Source organism: Mucilaginibacter antarcticus (assembly GCF_042686155.1).
GTDB classification, from domain to species: Bacteria; Bacteroidota; Bacteroidia; order Sphingobacteriales; family Sphingobacteriaceae; genus Mucilaginibacter; species Mucilaginibacter antarcticus.
Map to the genome: position 1 here is coordinate 273,395 of NZ_JBHUON010000001.1, position 19,571 is coordinate 292,965.

Here is a 19,571-nt window from a genome sequence, read left to right on the forward strand (position 1 = left end):
TCCTTATCCCATTTCCTTGAACAATAGCTGTGCATTTCTATAAAGAATAGCCGCTGTTTTAACAATATTCGAATGAAAATTTCAATGAAATTTTTTGCCACTCTGTTTATCATAATGGCATCAACCCTGTACACCAAAGCTGATATTGCCCCCGGTACATTAACCGGCATAGTAACAGACAAGAAAGACGGCACACCCATCATAGGGGCAACCGTGAGCGTACCCGACCTAAAAACCGGTACGGTAACCGATGCTAACGGCCGTTACACATTAAGCCACGTATCAAAAGGAATTTACGTAGTACAGTTTAGCTACGTAGGCTATTCGAGTTTTACGCAAAGGGTCGATTTTGCAAAAACAACCGAACTTAACGCAAAACTTCAAGCATCATCGATAGAAGCCGGCGAGGTAATCATCACCGGCGTTAGCCGCGCCACGGAGCTAAGGCGTAGCCCAATACCAATGGCGGCAGTAGGCAAAACATTTATTAATGAGCGTGCCGGGGCAGGTAATATTATAGACGCCATAGCTAACCTGCCGGGCGTAAGCGCTGTAACCACCGGACCTAACGTTTCAAAACCATTTATCCGCGGCTTAGGTTATAACCGTGTGGTAACGCTGATGGATGGCATACGCCAGGAGGGCCAGCAGTGGGGCGATGAGCATGGCATAGAGGTGGACCAAAACTCGGTAGATCGTGTTGAGGTTATAAAAGGACCGGCCAGTTTAACTTATGGGTCTGACGCTATTGGCGGAGTTGTTAACCTGATATCACCCCAACCGGTACCCGATGGCACCATTTCGGGTTCGGTGATGTCTGTATACGGTACTAATCAGGGGCTGTTTAATAATTCCCTTCGCGTACAGGGGCATAAAAACGGTTTGGTCTGGGGGGCTATCGCGTCGGCTAAAGATGCTAAAGCATATCAAAACCAACACGATGGCCGGGTATATGCCACGGGCTTTAAAGAGCGTGATGCACGCTTAATGGCAGGTGTTAATCGCGCATGGGGCTACTCCTACTTTAACGCGTCAATATATGACAATAAGCAGGCTATCCCTGATGGAAGCCGGGATTCAGCGTCGCGCAAATTTACACGCCAGACAACTGAGGATGATGCTTTCAGGCCGATAGTACCTAATGAGGTTTTGAATTCATATGGCCTGCCGGCGCTGCATCAGCGCGTGCAGTTATACCGTATTTACAATAACAGTAATTTCATACTTAATAATGGCGCTAACCTTTTTGTAAACCTGGGTTACCAGCTTAGCCATCGCCGTGAGTATACACACCCTGAAGACGCAGGCACGCCCGGACTTAACCTTAAATTGGCTACGTATACTTATGATTTTAAGTACAACCAAGCCTTTGGCGATGGCTTTGAGACCACCTTTGGCTTAAACGGCCAATATCAGGACAACGCTATTGGTAACGCTACCGATTTCCCGATACCGGCTTATCACCAATTTGACATTGGGCCGTTTGCGGTTATTAAGAAAACCTTTGGCAAGTTGGATGTATCGGCAGGTGCGCGATATGACCGCAGAAGCTTTAACGGACAAGCCGCGTATATTGACACATTAAGTGCAAAATATCCGCAACTTTATAAAGGCAACAATAATACTTCGGCAGGGGTAATTAAACAATTTGACCCTTTACATAAAATATTTACAGGTGCCTCTGGTAGTGTTGGCGCAACCTATAATGCTTCTGACCGCTTTTTATTAAAGGCTAATATATCGCGCGGTTTCAGAGCGCCGAGCATTGCAGAATTGTCGGCTAATGGCCCAGACCCAGGTTCGCAGATTTACCATACGGGTAACCCTAATTTTAAGCCAGAGTTTAGCTTCCAACAAGATATTGGCGCGTTTATCACACTGCCTGACGTATCCATCAGCGCTGAATTATTTAATAACGAACTGCAAAACTACATCTATCAGCAACAAGTATTAAATGCGGACGGCAGCGCGGCTGAGAATCCAAACTATCCATCGTACACCATATTTGCCTATAACCAGAGCAAGGCTCGTATTTATGGTGGCGAAGCTAACTTGGATATCCACCCGATATCATGGCTGCATATAGAAAACTCAATAGCGTTAACCTATGGCAAAAACCTGGGTACAGGCGGCCCGGTTGCCGATAGTTTAAGATACCTGCCCTTTATACCGCCACTACATTCGCACCACGAGTTGAGGGGGACCTTTGCCAAAGGTTTTTCAAAGTTTAAAAATTTGTATGCATTTGTTGGGCTTGATCATTTTGCTGCGCAAAATCGTTTCTTCTCGGCATACGGAACAGAAACTTACACTTCAGGTTATAATTTGATAAGCGCCGGTATTGGCGCCAACATATTTAATGTGGCCGGCAAAAAGGTGATGGAACTATTTATAGAAGGAACCAATTTGGCTGACGTTAATTATCAATCAAATATGAGCCGGTTAAAGTATTTTGACAATGAAAACCCGGGGCCAAACGTACAACCCGGTATATTTAACATGGGCCGCAACATCAGCTTTAAAGTGATTGTACCGTTTAGCCTAAAGTAGAATTCAAGCGTCAAAACAAAAAAGCTCGCTGCGATAATCGTAGCGAGCTTTTTGTTTATAAGCTGATCAGTCACACAAGACCAATTAACAAATGACTATTTACCAAATGACAATTTAGCAATATTGCTCAAAAGCGCCAACCAGGTTGTCAGCAATCATTTGCGCAGGGCGGCCTTCAATTTGGTGGCGCTCTATCATATGTACCAATTTACCGTCTTTGAACAAGGCCATTGCCGGAGATGACGGAGGGTAAGGCAACATATAGTTACGTGCTGCATCAACAGCTTCTTTTTCCATGCCTGCAAATACGGTAACCAATCTATCAGGATGTTTTTCATTTTGCGATGCCATACGTGCAGCAGGGCGCGCATTAGCGGCAGCACAACCACATACAGAGTTTACCATAATAAACACAGTTCCCTCGCCTTCAATAGCTTGCTTAACTGCATCTGCGTCTTTTAACTCTTCAAAACCAACGCGGGTAAGCTCTTCGCGCATGGGGGTTACTAAATATTCTGGATACATCATAAAGGTGTCTTTTTGCAAAAATTTGTTCACAAAAATAATAAATACGTAACAGTTATGTTTTATAAATCGTAATAATGTCACATTGTTGACAATGCCCACACAATCAAAATGTTGATTTTTTTATATTAAAATTGATTTGTTGTCGCCTTTTTTTAAATTGCAAACCCTACTTACTCATTTAAGTATATGAAAGTTAACCCTAAAGACGTTAGTACTATAGTTATTTTGAGTAAGAATAAGCAAAGTGCCAAGACTATACAAGTACGTACTAAGCACATTGTTAATCTTAAATTTTACGCGCTTTCTCTGGTTGGCGTGGTAGCCCTTTTAGTAGGGGCCATTGTGTTATTGCGTAGCAACATTAAGCAGCAGGAAGTTGAACGCCAGAGTGAGCGGCAATTATTACTCAACCAAATAGTACACCTTAAAGGACAAATACCTGCAGTTCTACAAGCGCAGTCCGAAAAAAACTCGGCTCAAAGCTACATTCAGGCAATTGAAGAAAAACTAAAGCACGTTAACCAATATTTAAGAAAGCGCGGCCTTAAAGGTTTTTCTACAAAAGCAGTAGGCGGCGGCGATGCTAACGGCGACACGAAACTTTCTGAAAAAGAAGTTTATATGGCTTATAACGATTACTTAACCGACCTGGTTAACACGGTTGGCTTTACGCCAATGGGTTACCCGCGCGTTAGTTCAATGACGTCTCGCTTTGGGTTCCGCAGCGACCCTTTTAGCTCAGGGCATGCTGAGTTTCATCCGGGTTTAGACTTTAAAGGCAACCGGGGCGACAATGCCAGTGTTACCGCCAACGGTCGGGTAGTATCTGCCGGCTGGAACGGTGGTTACGGCAATTGCGTTAGGGTTGCACACACTAATGGTTATGAAACACTTTATGGCCACTTGTCAAAGATCACTGTCAAAGTGAGTCAAAAAATATCTGTAGGAGAAAAAGTTGGCGAAATAGGCTCAACAGGCCGCTCGACAGGCTCTCACCTACACTACGAGGTCAGACAAAATGGCCGCCCGGTAAACCCTGCTAAATTTTTAACGCTTAATAATTAATAGCAAACGCTACTATGGGTGTTTTTACAAAGAAGGATAAAGTATCGCTTGACCAACAAACTATTTCTACCCTTATTAGCGAGGGAAGCACCATTTCAGGCAACGTAAGGGCCCCGGCCGTTGCCCGCATTGACGGCCACATTACCGGCGATGTAGACATAAAGGAAGGTTTGATACTCGGCGAAAGGGGCTTGATTAAAGGCAACGTAATAACCAAAAATTTAATAGTTTACGGCACCGTAAACGGCAATATCAACGTAGAATCGCTCGAAATTAAAGCAAGTGGCAAAATTACCGGTGATATTGCAACAGCCACTTTACTGGTCGAAACCGGCGGTATATACAATGGCAAATTAGCCATGTCATCGGCTGACAGCAAGGTTAAGCCTAGCGCTTAGTTCGCACGCAGATAATTCACCCCGCCTTGCTTCGCGGTTAAGAGGACGCCACCAGCCATCCGCCTCAACAAAAAATGCCAAATCCTCATTGTTTGTTCTTAATATTACAGCATGAAAAAATACGGGCTTATTGGATTTCCGCTTACGCATTCGTTTTCAAAAAAATATTTCACCCAAAAGTTTCTGGACGAAAACATTGCCGACTCGGTATATGATTTATATACCCTTGAACACGTTAAAGACCTGCAAGATCTGTTAGATGCTCATCCTGATATACGCGGACTGAACGTAACTATCCCTCACAAACAAAACGTTTTAAAATATTTAGACTGGATAGAGCACGATGCCCGCAACGCCGGTGCAGTAAACTGTATCCGTGTAATTAAACAAAGCCCTTTGCTGGCAGCCTTTAGTGGCGAAGTTGGCATTGGCGGTCACGATTTCAGGCTGGAAGGTTTTAATACTGATCTGTACGGCTTTGAAAAGTCGTTACGACCCTTGCTTAAAGACCACCATACCGACGCCCTTATTTTAGGCGATGGCGGCGCGGCTAAAGCCGTAAAATGCATTTTGCATAACCTGGAAATAAACTTTAAAACCGTTACCCGCAAAGCGCATGGCGATAATTTGTTGTTTAAAGATTTGAAGCCCGCCCATATAAAAAAGCACACGCTTATTATTAACACTACACCTTTAGGCACGGCGCCTAATGTAGATGAGTGTCCGGATATTCCGTATCATGCCATCACCGACGACCATTTATTGTACGACCTTGTGTATAACCCGCCAGAAACCGCGTTTTTAAGACGCGGTGCCGAACGTGGCGCTACCCCTAAAAATGGTTACGAAATGCTGGTGCTGCAGGCAGAAAGATCATGGGAGATATGGAACGCCGAGGAGAACATACTATAATGAAGGGATTTGCTGCTACTATTTTTGCTGTACTATTACTGTCGGCCTGTAGTGGTGGAGGTACGGATTACTCGCCTAAACCGCGTGGCTTTTACCGGATAGACTTCCCCAAAAAAGAGTACCAGGATTATCAATCGCCCTACCCTTTTACATTTAAATATCCGGTTTATGCAACTATTGAAAAGGATACCCAATCGCGCGTTGGGCCAAACCTTATCAATATGACGCATTTACTTAATATGCAGTTTAAGCAATTTAACGCTACCCTGCATTTAAGCTACGAAACCGTCCCGTCCAAACAGGTATTTAACCAGTTGGTAGAAGACGCGCGTAAGCTGGCATTTAAAAATACGGTGAAATCGCCCCGCATTGAGCAGGTTAACCTGGCTATACCAGAGCATAAAATTTGGGGCATCTATTACAACATTGATGGTAATGCGGCCTCGTCGGCGCAGTTTTTTTTAACCGATAGCACGCACCACTATCTTCGGGGGGCGCTATATTTTAATAATGAACCACGGCTTGATTCTATACAGCCTGTCCTTGAATTTATAAAAAAGGACGTCGGCAAAATGATTGAAAGCTTTAGGTGGAAGCAATAAATAAACACATGTCTACAGTAAAAGCATTTCAAAATAATCCTTTTCAGGAAAACACCTATATCGCATACGATGAAACCGGTCAATGTGCCATTATCGACCCGGGTATGGAGTCGGCTACAGAACAAAACACGGTGGTTAATTTCATCAAAAACAATAAACTGAAACCGGTTTTATTACTTAACACGCATTGTCATATCGACCATATATTAGGCAATAAGTTTGTGTTTGAAATGTATGGGTTAAAGCCGCAATTTCATAAAGGCGAGCTGCCTTTGCTTGAAGCAGGGATAGCCTACGCGCCACAGTTTGGTATGCGCTATGACCCATCGCCTGTGCCCGATGTTTTTTTAGAAGAAGAGGGCAGCATTAGCTTTGGTAACACTACTTTTAAATTCATTTTTGCGCCGGGGCACTCGCCTGCGCATTTATGTTTTTATAACCAGGCCGCAAACTATGTTATAGCCGGCGATGTGTTATTTAGAGGTAGTATAGGGCGCACAGATTTGCCGGGGGGCGATTTTAAAACGCTAATTGACAATATCGAGCAAAAGATTTTGACATTGCCTAATGATTGCACCATCTATCCCGGTCACGGCCCCGAAACCAATATCGGCTTTGAAAAACAACACAATCCGTTTTTAACCTAAGTCCGATAGTGCTTTTACCTGTAGGTTTTGCGTACTTTTATGCCGTAAAATAAAAGCCTCATAACTTGAATACCTCCGTCTATATAGCCAAGCGATACTTGTTTTCGAACAAGAAAATGCATGCTATAAATATCATTTCGGGGATATCCATGATAGGGGTTTTAATTGGCACCGCGGCGCTTATTATCCTGCTATCGGTATTTAACGGGCTGGAGAAAACGATACTGGCCATGTACAGCAACTTCTCGCCCGAGATACGCATACAGGCCAAAGTGGGTAAAACCTTTAATCCGGATACACCCTATTTAAAATTGCTGCAAAAAGATAAAACCATTTTATCGTATGCAGAAGTATTACAAGACAAAGTAGTAGTTAAATACGGCGAACGAACCTTTATAGCCACCATGATGGGCGTGAGCGGCGGCTTTTTGAACAACCCCGGGCTTGACAGTACAATCATGGACGGTTCATTTAGCCTGCACGCCGGCGACATACCGGCTGCTGTAATTGGCATTACGGTTAAATACATGCTATCTATAGATATCCGCAACGCGGCAGCACCCTTGCAAATTTTTGGGCCGAAACGCGGCAATGTGATATCCATAAATCCGGCCGATGAGTTTATTCCGGGCTATATTACCCCTGTTGGCGTTTTCCAGGTACAGCCAGAGTTTGACGGCATGGTAATAACGCCGATTGAATTTGCCCGTCAAATTTTTGACGAACCTAATCGGGTGTCTTACATCAATCTTAATTACACAAAAGGAACCAACCTTAATAAGGTGCAGGCTGATATTCAGGAAAAACTGGGCCACCAATACGTTGTAAAAAGCCGTAGTCAGCAAAATACCGCTTTATATAAAACCCTCAATTTCGAAAAATGGGCCATATTTATGATTTTGGCTTTTGTAATTGTTATTGCCGCCTTTAACATTATAGGCTCATTGACCATGTTGGTGATAGAGAAGCGTAAAGACATAGCTATATTAACCAGCCTTGGCGCTAATAAACAACTAATACAGGGCATTTTTTTTGTTGAAGGAATGATGATATCGCTTATTGGCTGTGCTGTTGGCATTTTGCTTGGCTACGCTGTTTGTATATTGCAGCAATACTACGGGCTGGTTAAAGTAAATGCAAACATCGCCGTAGCTAATAACGCTTACCCCATTGACATACGCAGCGGCGATTTTGTGCTTGTATTTGTTACGGTACTGGCTATTTCACTGCTTGCGTCGGCTATAAGTGCGAGATTAAGTATAAAAGGTTTAGATGATATTAAACAGGATTTATAATTTTGCCATATATGCGTTTAACTCAACAACATCTGCTTTTTTGGACAATGATCGTTATAGCCATGGCAACATCATGTAAAAGCAAGCCGGATACAAACGCAGACGAAGCACCTGCCACTATTAAAGGTCTATATACTTTTGAACCCGGGGCAAAAACTTTTACGCCATGCGGCAAAAGCAGCCAGTTTTGGGTAGTCGATAGCTCAGCGCAGTTAGAGTTACAGTATTCGCAAACAATAAATTTTGAACAACAGGGCAGCACTGTTTATGTTGAAATTGAGGGCAAAATAGCCCCGTCAGCCGCTGGGACAGAAGCCGCTGTCTTTGACAGCACGCTGGTTGTAAAAAAACTTATAAAGATCACAAAAGATATCCCCGCCGATTGCAAGTAAGTTTTATTAGCACTAACTTGTATCAACATAAATTTGAAACTCATTTGCCTGTTTGGCGTTAATTATTAATACTATGGAATCAAAACGTCAACAAAAATTTGCCGGAGTAATACAAGAAGACCTGGCCGCTATATTTCAGCGCGAAGGGATGAATTACCTACCAAACACCCTGGTAACCATTACCAAAGTTAGGGTAACGCCCGACCTGGCCATTGCAAGGGTATTTTTGAGTTTCTTCAACAATGGCAATACCGCACAGTCGTTAGCAACTGTAAAGCAACACGCGTCAGAGATCCGTTATAAACTGGGCAGCCGCATTAAAGACCAGGTAAGGGTAGTACCCCAATTGGAGTTTTTTGTGGATGATACCAGCGAATACGTAGACCGAATGGAAAAGATATTTGACAAAATACACCGCGAGGAGGAACAAAAGGACTCGGAATAGCTAAATCATTGCCTATATAGCGATGCTTGTACCATTGCTACTTGCTATCAAACATGTCTTCAAAAGATCAACTCCTTACGTATCTCAAAGCCTACCCAAATGCTGTTGGTAAGGTCGTCGATTATACCCCGGGCACCGACAAGCTATATTCGTTTGATTTTACCGCAAGCAATGCAGAATTGGGTATCGACGTTATCAGCGACAGCGGCAAATTCAGCGCTTGGGTCTGTGATAAATTAAACTCAGGCTATTATAAGTACGGCATAGGCGGCTACATGGAACACCGCACCATTTACGCCCGTAGCACGCATTTCGACACTAGCGATGAGCCAAGACGCTTACATTTGGGCATCGACATATGGGGCAATACAGGTACGCCTGTTTATTCGCCCTTAGATGGCGTCATCCATAGTTTTCAGGACAACGATAGTTTTGGAGATTACGGCCCAACCATCATTTTACTGCATAACTTAGATGGATTGGCCTTGTACAGCCTTTATGGTCACCTATCGCGCGAAAACCTTGATGGATTAACGTTGGGGCAGAAAATTAGCAAAAACCAACAAATAGCTACGTTTGGTAATGTTAACGAAAATGGAAATTGGCCACCCCACCTGCACTTTCAGCTTATGTTTGATATGGAGGGTAAAGCAGGCGACTATCCTGGCGTAGCTAAGTTTTCTGAGAAAGAAATGTGGCTAAAGAATATCCCCGACCCCAATTTGATACTGAGATTTTAAAGACTATTTAGCTTCTTTCTTTTTTGCCTTAAACTCGCTCACCTCAAACTTGGTAACTATCGAGTCCTTGCTGAAAAACACCACGAGATTTTTTTTGTACATGGGTTTTTGTTTAAAATCAAAGCTATTGTCTAATATCTGGTAGGTAAATTTCAGCGAGTCGCGGCGCTGGGGGCTGCCAAGCGAATCTATCACCTGGTCAAAGGTTAAACCTTTAATATGGTGGTTGGCCATCAGGTCGTCTAAAATATTGTCTCGCATAGGGTATTCCAGCCCGTCGCTATAGGCCCATTTCTTTCTGTCGAATTTGCTGTTATCATTGCAACCGGTAAGTGTTGCAAACCCAATCATTCCCAATAAAATATAAACCGAAGCCTTGTATACCATGATGTTTATCAAAGCTCTAAAATTACTAAAGCCATCGGGTTAATTTCATATATTCGTTAAAATCAAATTAAATGGCTAAATTTTTTCAGCATTTACTGTTAGCGGGCGCTACCCTGGCAGTGTTTTCATGTAACCAAAGCACGACGGTTGATGACCAGGGTGGCCTTGCGGCAATTAGTAAGGACAGTTTATCAGCACATATAAAGATTCTGTCGTCCGACGAGTTTAAGGGCCGCCGACCGTTTACCGAGGGCGAAACGAAAACCGTAGATTTTTTGCAAACCGCATTTAAGGGCATTGGCCTCCAACCCGGTAACGGCGACAGCTACGTGCAGGAAGTGCCCTTGGTAGAGATAACACCAAAGTCGGTTACATCGATGAAGGTGCAATCGGCCAAAGGCAGTTTTGAGTTAAAGGCGATAGAAGATTACGTGGTGTTTACCAAACGTACAGATACTGTGCAAACCTTAAATGCCGATGATGTGGTTTTCGCAGGGTTTGGGGTGGTAGCACCCGAGTATAACTGGAACGACTATGCCGGCCTTGATGTTAAAGGCAAGGTAGTGATGGTAATGGTAAACGACCCCGGCTTTGAGACCGGCGATACTACGATGTTTAAAGGCAAAGCCATGACCTACTATGGCCGCTGGACCTATAAATATGAGGAAGCCGCACGCCAGGGCGCAAAGGCTTGTATTGTTGTGCACAGTACAGCCGCAGCGTCATACCCTTTTCAGGTGGTGCAAACCTCTAACGGTGGCGTTAAGCTTCATTTGGATTTAAGGGCAAGCAACCCGTACCTGTTAGCAATGCAGGGTTGGGTGACGCACAACGCGGCGATTAAAATGCTGCAAGCTGCTGGTAAAGATACCAGCGTATTACACACCGCCAATAACAAAGGCTTTAAAGGTTTTGATATGGGGCTTAAAGTGTCGGCTACTTTACAAACCAAAGCTGTTTTCAACAAATCGAAAAATGTTATAGCTAAAATACCCGGCAGCAAACGCCCGGATGAATATGTTATTTTCAGCGCGCATTGGGACCATTTAGGCGTGGGCAAGCCCGATGCCAAAGGCGACAGCATTTACAACGGGGCGCTGGACAATGCCAGTGGGACCGCCGCCATTATAGAAATTGCCCGTGCATTTAAAGCCATGAAAACCCCGCCGGAGCGTACAATTGTATTCTTATCAGTAACGGCTGAAGAGCAAGGGCTGCTGGGCTCTGCCTATTATGGCGAAAACCCGGTTTATCCCGCAGATAAAACTGTGGCCAACATCAATATTGACGGCATAAACTTTTACGGCAAAACTAAAGACGCGGCCATTTACGGCAGCGGACAATCTGAGTTAGAAGATTACCTGGTTGATGAGCTCAAAAAAAGCGGTCGGTACCTTGCCCCCGAGGCGCATCCCGAAGCGGGTTTATATTATCGGTCTGACCATTTCAGTTTCGCCAAAGTGGGCGTACCGTCTATCACTATCGATGGCGGCAATGAAGTTATCGGTAAAGAAAAAGGCTACGGCCAAAAAATGGGCGACGATTACACCGCCAAACGTTATCACCAACCAGCAGATGAATACGACGCTACCTGGAACCTTGAAGGTGCCATTCAAGATATCGGGATGATATTCCACATTGGTAAACGCATAGCTTTTGAAACTAAATTCCCGCAGTGGCGGGAGACGTCGGAGTTTAAGAAGTTGAGGAAGTAGTTGCGTTTTCGTTGCTTCCTTCCTGCAATAACAAAGGCCCATAAACTGGGCCTTTGTTATTGAGCCAAATCATCTAAAAAATTTTCCGGCAAATAAACCGGCAAATTAGGTATTGCTACTTTTTGAAGCTGCTTATCACGGCTAATAAAGAAATCTAGCTTATGATCCAATGCAGTATAATATTGTAAAGCATCTTCAATATCAACCATCGCAGAGCTTAAAGCGGTTACTGTTATTTTGTGGCTGCAATCAATAATCTTAATATCCGTAAGCAGGTTCAGCAGTATCTCTTTAGCTTTAGCTGCGCCGTACGCTTTGGTTAACCAATAGCCTGTAATATGAACGATTGAAGGTGTGATAAAAGCTTGAAAATCTCCATTAATAATGCCTTGCATCAAGCTTTTGGATACTTCGTACTTTTCTCTTTGAAGCGTAAAGTCTAATAAGACATTAGCGTCTAAAAAAACTTTAAAAGCCATACTTAGAAGATTGTTGTTCGTAAAAGGATTTTTTTAGATCAGTCCCTTCTTCTAAAACAGGTTTTTCTAATCCTTCTATCAAATCAATAACGGTAAATGTTTTGGAAGGCTTTACAATTTTAGAGAAATACGCCTCAACTAAATCCGACACACTTATTTGCCTTTTTTCTGCATAAGCTTTGATCTTTTTAACCAAATCTTTTTCTATAGACAAGTTCATATGTGTTTTCATAAATCAAATATACGTATAAATTATTCTAATGCGCATATCTATATATTCTTCAACAAAAAATCCTTAAACCCGTCAAAATCTTTGCCTAAAGCAACTGTGTGCTTTTGCTTTGCCTGCAATGAGGCTACCTGCTCGGGCTGTTCAACATGAGCGGCAATTTCTGATGGGAAAACATCAGGGAATTTGCACGGGTGCGCGGTAGACAGGAAAATACCCGCAGTGTCGTCTACATGCAAATCTTGCTGGTAATCTTTAAGCGCTTGCCAGGCAATGGCGGTGTGCGGGCAGGCTATATATTTGTAACGATCATAAATAGCCTGTATAGCTGCCGATGTTTCATCGTCAGTAAAACTGTATCCTGCAATTAGTTTATTCAGCTCGCTCATGTCCTCCTTAAACAGATTTGCAATGCGTATCCAGTTGCTTGGGTTACCAACATCCATCGCGTTTGATATGGTTGCTACCGATGGTTTTGGCTCAAACACGCCATGTTTTAAAAATTGAGGGACGGTATCATTAGCGTTTGTCGCTGCTATAAATTGCTGTACTGGTAATCCCATTTTCCAAGCCAGTAGACCGGCACCTATGTTACCGAAATTTCCGCTCGGCACAGAAAAAACCACCTTAGTTTTACCCTGTTTTAAAGCTTGCGCATAGGCATTGAAATAGTAAAATGTTTGCGGTATCAGTCGCGCAATGTTTATCGAGTTGGCTGATGTTAAACGATATTTTGCATTTAGCTCGATATCGGTAAAGGCTTGTTTTACCAGTGCCTGGCAATCATCAAAAGTACCATCAATTTCTAAAGCGCGGATATTTTGACCATTGGTGGTTAACTGCAATTCCTGGATCTCGCTTACTTTACCTTTCGGATATAGTATGGTTACGCGGGTATTAGGCACGCCTAAAAATCCCAGCGCCACGGCGCCGCCGGTATCGCCTGAGGTGGCTACCAGTACGTCCAGCTGCTTCTCGCCCTCTTCTAAAAAATAGCTCATCACCCGGCTCATAAAGCGCGCGCCAAAATCTTTAAATGCAAGCGACGGTCCGTGGAATAGCTCCAATACATACACATCATCCTCCAGCTTAACTATGGGCGCATAAAAATTAATGGCATCTTCAATAATGGCTTGCAAGTCATCCGCCGGGATATCGTCACCCAACAAATTTTGCGCTACGTAGAAAGCTATCTCGGGCAATGTATAACCGTCCAGGTTGTTGATAAATTTATCATCCAGTCGAGGTATCTCAACAGGCATGTATAGGCCTTTGTCTTGCGGCATGCTGTTAAACACGGCTTCTTTAAAACTTACTCTTAAATCGGTATTGTTGGTACTGTAAAATTTCATATTACCCCCTCTAAATCTCCCCCGGTAGCGGAGACTTGTTTATTATTATGTTTAACTGTTGAAGCCCTCCCTACTGGTGAGGGTTGAGTGGGGCTTATATAACCTTCGGCCCAACGTCATTTATTGGCGACACATACCCTTGTGATCCTATCTTTATGTGGGTTAAATGCGCCTGCAATTTTTGCGTGATAGCGTGAGCGGTATGTCCATCACGGGTAAACGCAAATACAGACGGGCCAGAGCCGGAGATGCCGAAACTTACTGCGCCCAGCTCCATAGCCATTTCGCGCATCTTGTAAAAATCAGGTATCAGCATGGAGCGCACCGGTTCAACTAAAACATCCTGCATGCTACGGCCAATCAGGTCAATATCGTTCATAAACAAACCACTTACAAGGCCGGCAATATTGCCCCACTGGGTAACGGCGTCTTTCATCTGTATTTTTTGACGGATGATTTGCCTTGCCTCGCGGGTAGGTACATCAACATCAGGGAATACAATAGCGCAGTACAACTCTTTTGGGTGCGGCAAGCGCACTATATCAAGCGGCTCGTAGCTGCGCACCAGCACAAAACCACCAAACAGTGCCGGGGCAACGTTGTCTGCATGGCCGTAGCCACAGGCCATTTCCTCGCCTTTCATGGCAAAGGGTAGCTGGTGTATGGGGTCGCTGGTATCGCCTAATAAGGTCTTGGCGGCAAACAGGCCCGCCACAGTACTGGCCGAACTTGAACCTAAACCACTGCCAATAGGCATTTTTTTATGCAGCTCAATATCCAGCCCTAAATCTGTACGGCCAATGCTCTCCAGGTAATGTTTAACACTCACGCTTACCGTGTTTTTAGCCGGGTCCATAGGCAGGCGGCCATCATCGCCGGTAATTTTACTGATGGCGATGCCGGGTGTGTTGGTAACCCGCATTACGACCTCATCGCCGGGCGCATTTACGGCAAAGCCCAAAACGTCAAACCCACAAACTACGTTGGCAACGGTTGCCGGGGCAAAAACCTGTATGCTGGCACCAACTGCAGGAGCAGCACCAACCGAGGATATTTCTTGTATGTTATTTTCCATAATTGTCATTCTTTATTTCCCTACCGGGGCTAAGCGGTTGCCACATTAATTAAATCAGCAAATACACCGGCAGCAGTAACTTCGGCGCCCGCGCCCGGGCCTTTTACTACCAGCGGGCGGTCCTGGTACCTGTCTGTCGTAAAGGATATGATGTTATCACTGCCAGATAGCATATAAAAAGGGTGGCTTTCGTCAACCATTTGCAGGCTGATAGATGCCTGCCCATTGTCAAGCTTGCCAATGTAGCGCAGCACTTTGTTTTCTGCCTGCGCGCTATCTTTCAGTTTAGCAAAGAAGGCGTCTTCGTCTTTCAGGGTCTGGTAAAAGTCATCCACCGTGGCGGCGTCAAGGCAGGCTTGTGGCAACATACTGTCTATCACTACATCGGCTGCTTCGAGGGCATACCCGGCATCGCGGGCAAGGATGAGCATTTTGCGCATAAAATCGGTGCCGCGCAAGTCATCGCGTGGGTCTGGTTCGGTATAGCCTTTTTCTTGGGCAAGTTTTACGGTATCATGAAAATTGGCATCACCCTTAAAATTATTAAACAGGAAAGATATAGTACCTGATAGTATAGCTTCGATCTTCTGCACACGGTCACCGCTGTTCATTAAATCTTTCAATGTGCGTATGATGGGTAAACCTGCACCAACGTTGGTTTCGTAAAAGAAATCAACCCCATGCTGACGGGCACTGTTCTTAAAGGTTTTGTACTGTTCGTACGAGCCCGAGTTACCTATTTTATTACAGGTAACAATAGATATGGTTGATTTGAGCACCTCATCATAAAACTGTATGGGTACCGGGCTGGCGGTGTTATCAATAAACACACAGTTGGGCAAGTTTAAGGCTTTCATTTGCGCGATGAACGCCGGCAGGTTAGCTTGCTCTGCCGATTGATCAAGCTCTTCTTCCCATTTAGCTAATGAGATGCCATCAGCATTAAAAACCATTTTGCGGGTGTTGCTGATCCCTACAATTTTTACTTGTATGCCATTATTCTCCTGCAAAAATGCCGCGTGTCCGCTTAGTTGCTTAAACATGGTTTTACCAATGTTACCGGTGCCCAGGCAAAAGGCATGTAAGGTTTTGGTTAGCTGCACAAAAAAGGCATCGTGCACGGCATTGACGGCTTTAGCCAGATCAATGGCCGAAATAATAACCGAAATATTATACTCTGACGAACCCTGCGCTATGGCGCGGACGTTAACCCCGTTACGACCAAGCGCGTGGAATAACTTGCCGGATACGCCCGGAGTTTCCTTCATGTTCTCGCCTACTACGGCTAGTATTGCAAGGTCTTTTTCAATGTCGATATGTTCTAATTTTTTTGCTAATAACTCCAGCTCAAACTCTTGTTCTATCACTTGTTTAGCACGATCGGTATCGCCAGGCGATACGGCGAAAGTGATGCTATGTTCTGACGATGACTGGGTAATCAAAATAACGTTGATCTGCTCGCGCGCCAAAAGCGAAAACAGCCTGCCGCTAAAGCCGGATTTACCCACCATGCCACTACCTTCTACATTAAGGATACTGATATTGTTGATAGACGAGATGCCCTTAATAGCTAACGGCGATGGCTGACACTGGTGCTTAATAACGGTGCCTTCAAAATCGGGCTCAAAAGTATTTTTTATAGCGATAGGGATCTTTTTGAAAAACGCAGGTATCATGGTAGGCGGATAGATAACCTTGGCACCGAAGTACGACAGCTCCATGGCTTCGGTATAAGTGAGCTCGGTTAATGAGAACGCCTTTTTCACCATACGCGGGTCGGCAGTCATCATGCCGTTAACGTCGGTCCAGATCTCAATCTGCGATGCATTAAGCGCCGCACCGAAGATAGCCGCGGTATAATCGCTGCCGCCACGGCCCAGGGTGGTAACCTGGCCGGCATCGTTACTTGCAATGAAACCGGTGACGAACAATACTTTGTCCTTATTTTCCTGGTACAGGCCGCGAATCAACTGTTCAGACAGCTCGGTATTAACCTTTGCCTGCCCAAAGTTGCTGTCGGTTTTTAACACTTCAGATGCATCAACAAATACAGCCGGGAAGTATTGCGCAGCAATTTTACTGATCATCAGTGTAGAACAACGCTCGCCATAGCTTACCACCAAGTCGCGGGTTTTTGGGGTTAACTCTTGCAAAGTAAGTATGCCTTGCAGCAAGTCCTCCAGTTGGTTAAAGTTGATCTTTAAGCGGGTTAGCGCCGGATTTTGATTTTGAATCTCGAGCAGGCTTTTAACCACCTCAAAATGGCGCTTCTCTAATTCTGCAAGTTGCGGGGCAAAATCATTTCCTTTAGCGGCATCTTCGGCCATAGCCAATAGTTGGTTGGTAACACCGCTCATGGCCGATAATACAACTACCGGCTTGTTGTCTGGAGATGGCGAAGCCTCATTTTCTTTTTTGAGGATGTTTAGTAGTAACTCAATACTTTGGGCCGAACCTACGGATGTTCCGCCAAATTTTAACACTTTCATTACAGGGTTGTTTATAACAAAAGCGCCTTCCTCTGTGTGGAGGAAGGCGCTTCGTATGGTTTGTATTTTTCTATTTTTTCACCAAACAGCTATCTTCCTCCGGGGCTTTTGCCGGTGGTTGTAATTGTTGTTGTGGTGGTGATTATCAGTTTCATATAATGTCGGTAAAGTAAGTAGATATTTATTTAATAAGCAAGGATAAAATAAAAAAAGTGCGATAAAGCCTAAAAAGGGCTAATTTTACAACTCAGAAATGCAGGGACTAATAACAAAATCTACCGGAAGCTGGTACCAGGTGCAAACACCTGATGGGGAAAGGTATGATTGCCGTATTAAAGGCAAGTTTCGTATCAAAGGCATCACTACAACTAACCCCCTGGCCGTTGGCGATGTGGTTAACTTTGACCTGGAACCCGATCAGGATACCGGGGTTATCAACACCTTGCACCAGCGCAAAAATTACATCATCCGCAAGTCAATTAACCTATCAAAACAGGCGCATATCCTGGCTTCAAATCTTGATTTGGCCCTACTTGTTGTTACCCTTGCTTCTCCCCGCACCTCGCTGGGTTTTATTGATCGCTTTTTGGTCACCGCAGAGGCGTACGACATCCCCGCTGTATTGGTGTTTAATAAGCTTGACCTGTTTAGCGACGAAGGATTAGCGATACTGGCCGATTACAAATCTATTTATCAAAACATTGGCTACCCCTGCTACCAGGTGTCGGCGTTAAAAGGCACAAATGTTAAAGAGGTGCAAGATCTGCTTAAAGATAAGGTCACCCTTATATCGGGACACTCGGGCGTTGGTAAATCAAGCCTGATCAACGCCCTGTTACCCGACCTTGACCTGCGCACCAACGAGATATCAGACTGGAGCGACAAAGGCATGCACACCACCACTTTTGCCGAAATGTTTAACCTGCCGCAAGGCGGATCAATTATTGACACCCCCGGTATCCGCGAGTTGGGTGTTATAGACATCGAAAAGGAAGTGCTTGCTCACTTCTTCCCTGAAATGCGGGAGCGTATGCACGACTGTAAGTTTAACAACTGCCAGCACATTAACGAGCCGGGCTGCGCCGTGCTTGCCGCCCTTGAAAACGAGGAGATTGAGCTATCGCGCTATGAAAGCTATCTGAGCATTTATAATAAGAATGATACGCGGTCGTAAAACTTTAAAGAGAAACACTTACTTATATGTTTAGTTAATAATTCATTAAACTAATACTGACATGAAAAAGTGGATTTCGCTATTTCCTGCACTACTGTTACTTTGCGCGGCTTTTTACGCTTTCCAAATCAGCGACTGGGCCGTAGTACCATCAACAAACAGCCCGGCATCCGCAGCGAAGGCGGGCTGGCAGCTACCAACAGCAAACTTTACCTGATAGGCGGCGATGGTGACGCCATGGCTGTAGAAATTTTTGACCCTGCAACGTCAAAATGGACCAGAGGCGCTACGGCTCCATCTATTATACACCACTTTCAGCCAGTGGCTTTAGGAGATAAAGTTTTTGTGCTTAGCGCTTTTTCTGATCGTAACTATCCTAATCAGGTTCCTTTAGCTAATGCCTACGCTTATGATACCAAGGCAAATACCTGGCAACAATTAGCTGGCCTGCCTGAAAGTCGGCGTCGCGGTGGTGCAGGAGCCGCCGTATACAAGGGCAAATTATATTTAGTAGCGGGCATAACCCACGGCCACAATAACGGGACCAATGGCATGCTTGATGTTTACGACCCAGCGACTAACACGTGGACCATCTTACCCGACGCGCCTCACATACGTGACCATAGCACGGCGGTGGTTGTAAAAGACAAACTGTACGCCATTGGCGGCCGCAATACCAGCTTGCATGATGCCAATAACTTTATGTCTTTTTTTGATAAAGTAGTGCTGGAGGTTGACTGCTTTGACTTTAAAACAAACAAATGGAGCACGCTCGATGCTAAGTTGCCCATGGGTACCGGCGGCGGGGCCTGTGTAAACCTTAACGATAAAATATACTATATAGGCGGCGAACGCGCCGCGGGGTCATTACCCAACGGCCCGCAAAAGGATGTGTATTACATGGACCCTGAAAAGAATAAACAATGGACTACAGGCCCATCAGTTAACAAAGCCCGCAACGGGGTTGGCTGCGCGGTAATAGGTAATTATATTTATATTGCAGGTGGCGCCAGTGGGGATATTGGATTAGAGAGGTTGTAGAGACGCAATGCATTGCGTCTCCCACCAGACATTCATACTAGAAATACAAAGATTAT

Annotated in this window: 20 protein-coding genes; 13 read left to right on the top strand and 7 right to left on the bottom strand. The window is 44.6% G+C overall.

All coding sequences use genetic code 11. The features are described from left to right. Nucleotides 1-114: 114 nt before the first annotated feature. Nucleotides 115-2,550: a TonB-dependent receptor gene (locus tag ACFSYC_RS01180; protein WP_377122625.1), complete on the top strand. Its 2,436-nt coding sequence runs from the start codon at nt 115-117 to the stop codon at nt 2,548-2,550. A gap of 114 nt (nt 2,551-2,664) precedes the next feature. On the opposite strand, the gene ACFSYC_RS01185 is transcribed toward ACFSYC_RS01180, so the two are convergent. Beyond that, nucleotides 2,665-3,075, bottom strand: coding sequence for a BrxA/BrxB family bacilliredoxin (locus ACFSYC_RS01185; protein ID WP_377122911.1), 411 nt, complete (start codon nt 3,073-3,075; stop codon nt 2,665-2,667). 189 nt (nt 3,076-3,264) lie between these two features. Between ACFSYC_RS01185 and ACFSYC_RS01190 the strand changes: the two genes are divergently transcribed. The 9 genes from ACFSYC_RS01190 to ACFSYC_RS01230 all read left to right on the top strand — a co-directional run bounded on the left by ACFSYC_RS01190 (nt 3,265) and on the right by ACFSYC_RS01230 (nt 9,574). Then, the gene (locus ACFSYC_RS01190; protein WP_377122628.1) at nt 3,265-4,143 is read left to right on the top strand and encodes a peptidoglycan DD-metalloendopeptidase family protein; all 879 of its coding nucleotides are present in this window, start codon (nt 3,265-3,267) and stop codon (nt 4,141-4,143) included. Nucleotides 4,144-4,157: 14 nt separating this feature from the next. Continuing rightward, nucleotides 4,158-4,541 (top strand): bactofilin family protein, encoded by a 384-nt coding sequence (locus tag ACFSYC_RS01195; RefSeq protein ID WP_377122631.1) that lies wholly within the window; start codon nt 4,158-4,160, stop codon nt 4,539-4,541. A 111-nt stretch (nt 4,542-4,652) separates the two neighbouring features. Next, nucleotides 4,653-5,453, top strand: coding sequence for a shikimate dehydrogenase family protein (locus ACFSYC_RS01200; RefSeq protein ID WP_377122634.1), 801 nt, complete (start codon nt 4,653-4,655; stop codon nt 5,451-5,453). Then, nucleotides 5,453-6,055, top strand: coding sequence for a gliding motility lipoprotein GldD (gene gldD / locus ACFSYC_RS01205; RefSeq protein WP_377122637.1), 603 nt, complete (start codon nt 5,453-5,455; stop codon nt 6,053-6,055). Before ACFSYC_RS01200 ends, gldD begins: the two co-directional genes overlap by 1 nt. 8 nt (nt 6,056-6,063) lie before the next feature. After that, entirely contained in the window at nt 6,064-6,702 is a 639-nt protein-coding gene (locus tag ACFSYC_RS01210) for an MBL fold metallo-hydrolase (protein ID WP_377122640.1), read from the top strand. Nucleotides 6,703-6,767: 65 nt separating this feature from the next. Next, on the top strand, nt 6,768-7,997 hold the full coding sequence (locus ACFSYC_RS01215; RefSeq protein WP_377122643.1) for an FtsX-like permease family protein: 1,230 nt from the start codon (nt 6,768-6,770) through the stop codon (nt 7,995-7,997). An 11-nt stretch (nt 7,998-8,008) separates the two neighbouring features. Continuing rightward, nucleotides 8,009-8,389 carry a hypothetical protein gene (locus ACFSYC_RS01220; protein ID WP_377122646.1) on the top strand — a complete coding sequence of 127 codons (381 nt, stop codon included), beginning with the start codon at nt 8,009-8,011 and terminating at the stop codon, nt 8,387-8,389. 73 nt (nt 8,390-8,462) lie between these two features. Then, entirely contained in the window at nt 8,463-8,834 is a 372-nt protein-coding gene (rbfA, locus tag ACFSYC_RS01225) for a 30S ribosome-binding factor RbfA (protein WP_377122649.1), read from the top strand. Nucleotides 8,835-8,887: 53 nt separating this feature from the next. Then, nucleotides 8,888-9,574: a peptidoglycan DD-metalloendopeptidase family protein gene (locus ACFSYC_RS01230; RefSeq protein WP_377122652.1), complete on the top strand. Its 687-nt coding sequence runs from the start codon at nt 8,888-8,890 to the stop codon at nt 9,572-9,574. Nucleotides 9,575-9,577: 3 nt separating this feature from the next. Here ACFSYC_RS01230 and ACFSYC_RS01235 read toward each other — a convergent pair whose 3' ends face one another. Beyond that, nucleotides 9,578-9,961 carry a hypothetical protein gene (locus ACFSYC_RS01235; protein WP_377122655.1) on the bottom strand — a complete coding sequence of 128 codons (384 nt, stop codon included), beginning with the start codon at nt 9,959-9,961 and terminating at the stop codon, nt 9,578-9,580. Between the two features lie 71 nt (nt 9,962-10,032). On the opposite strand from ACFSYC_RS01235, the gene ACFSYC_RS01240 reads away from it, so the two are divergent. Beyond that, nucleotides 10,033-11,676 (top strand): M28 family metallopeptidase, encoded by a 1,644-nt coding sequence (locus tag ACFSYC_RS01240; RefSeq protein ID WP_377122658.1) that lies wholly within the window; start codon nt 10,033-10,035, stop codon nt 11,674-11,676. Nucleotides 11,677-11,732: 56 nt separating this feature from the next. Here the strand turns inward: ACFSYC_RS01240 and ACFSYC_RS01245 are convergent, their stop codons facing one another. From ACFSYC_RS01245 to thrA, 5 genes are all read right to left on the bottom strand, one after another. Continuing rightward, nucleotides 11,733-12,155, bottom strand: coding sequence for a type II toxin-antitoxin system VapC family toxin (locus ACFSYC_RS01245; protein WP_377122661.1), 423 nt, complete (start codon nt 12,153-12,155; stop codon nt 11,733-11,735). Then, nucleotides 12,145-12,387, bottom strand: a complete 243-nt coding sequence (locus ACFSYC_RS01250; protein WP_377122664.1) for a DUF6364 family protein — start codon at nt 12,385-12,387, stop codon at nt 12,145-12,147. The genes ACFSYC_RS01245 and ACFSYC_RS01250 overlap by 11 nt, the downstream gene beginning before the upstream one ends. A gap of 38 nt (nt 12,388-12,425) precedes the next feature. Further along, nucleotides 12,426-13,736 carry a threonine synthase gene (thrC, locus tag ACFSYC_RS01255; RefSeq protein ID WP_377122667.1) on the bottom strand — a complete coding sequence of 437 codons (1,311 nt, stop codon included), beginning with the start codon at nt 13,734-13,736 and terminating at the stop codon, nt 12,426-12,428. Between the two features lie 94 nt (nt 13,737-13,830). Then, on the bottom strand, nt 13,831-14,811 hold the full coding sequence (locus tag ACFSYC_RS01260; RefSeq protein ID WP_377122670.1) for a homoserine kinase: 981 nt from the start codon (nt 14,809-14,811) through the stop codon (nt 13,831-13,833). A 29-nt stretch (nt 14,812-14,840) separates the two neighbouring features. Further along, a complete protein-coding gene (thrA, locus tag ACFSYC_RS01265; protein WP_377122673.1) occupies nt 14,841-17,300 on the bottom strand; it encodes a bifunctional aspartate kinase/homoserine dehydrogenase I in 2,460 nt (819 codons plus the stop codon). 253 nt (nt 17,301-17,553) lie between these two features. Here thrA and rsgA point away from each other — a divergent pair, with 253 nt between their 5' ends. Both rsgA and ACFSYC_RS01275 read left to right on the top strand, forming a co-directional pair. After that, nucleotides 17,554-18,474, top strand: coding sequence for a ribosome small subunit-dependent GTPase A (rsgA, locus tag ACFSYC_RS01270; RefSeq protein ID WP_377122676.1), 921 nt, complete (start codon nt 17,554-17,556; stop codon nt 18,472-18,474). A 69-nt stretch (nt 18,475-18,543) separates the two neighbouring features. After that, a complete protein-coding gene (locus ACFSYC_RS01275; RefSeq protein ID WP_377122679.1) occupies nt 18,544-19,515 on the top strand; it encodes a Kelch repeat-containing protein in 972 nt (323 codons plus the stop codon). Nucleotides 19,516-19,571 lie beyond the last annotated feature (56 nt).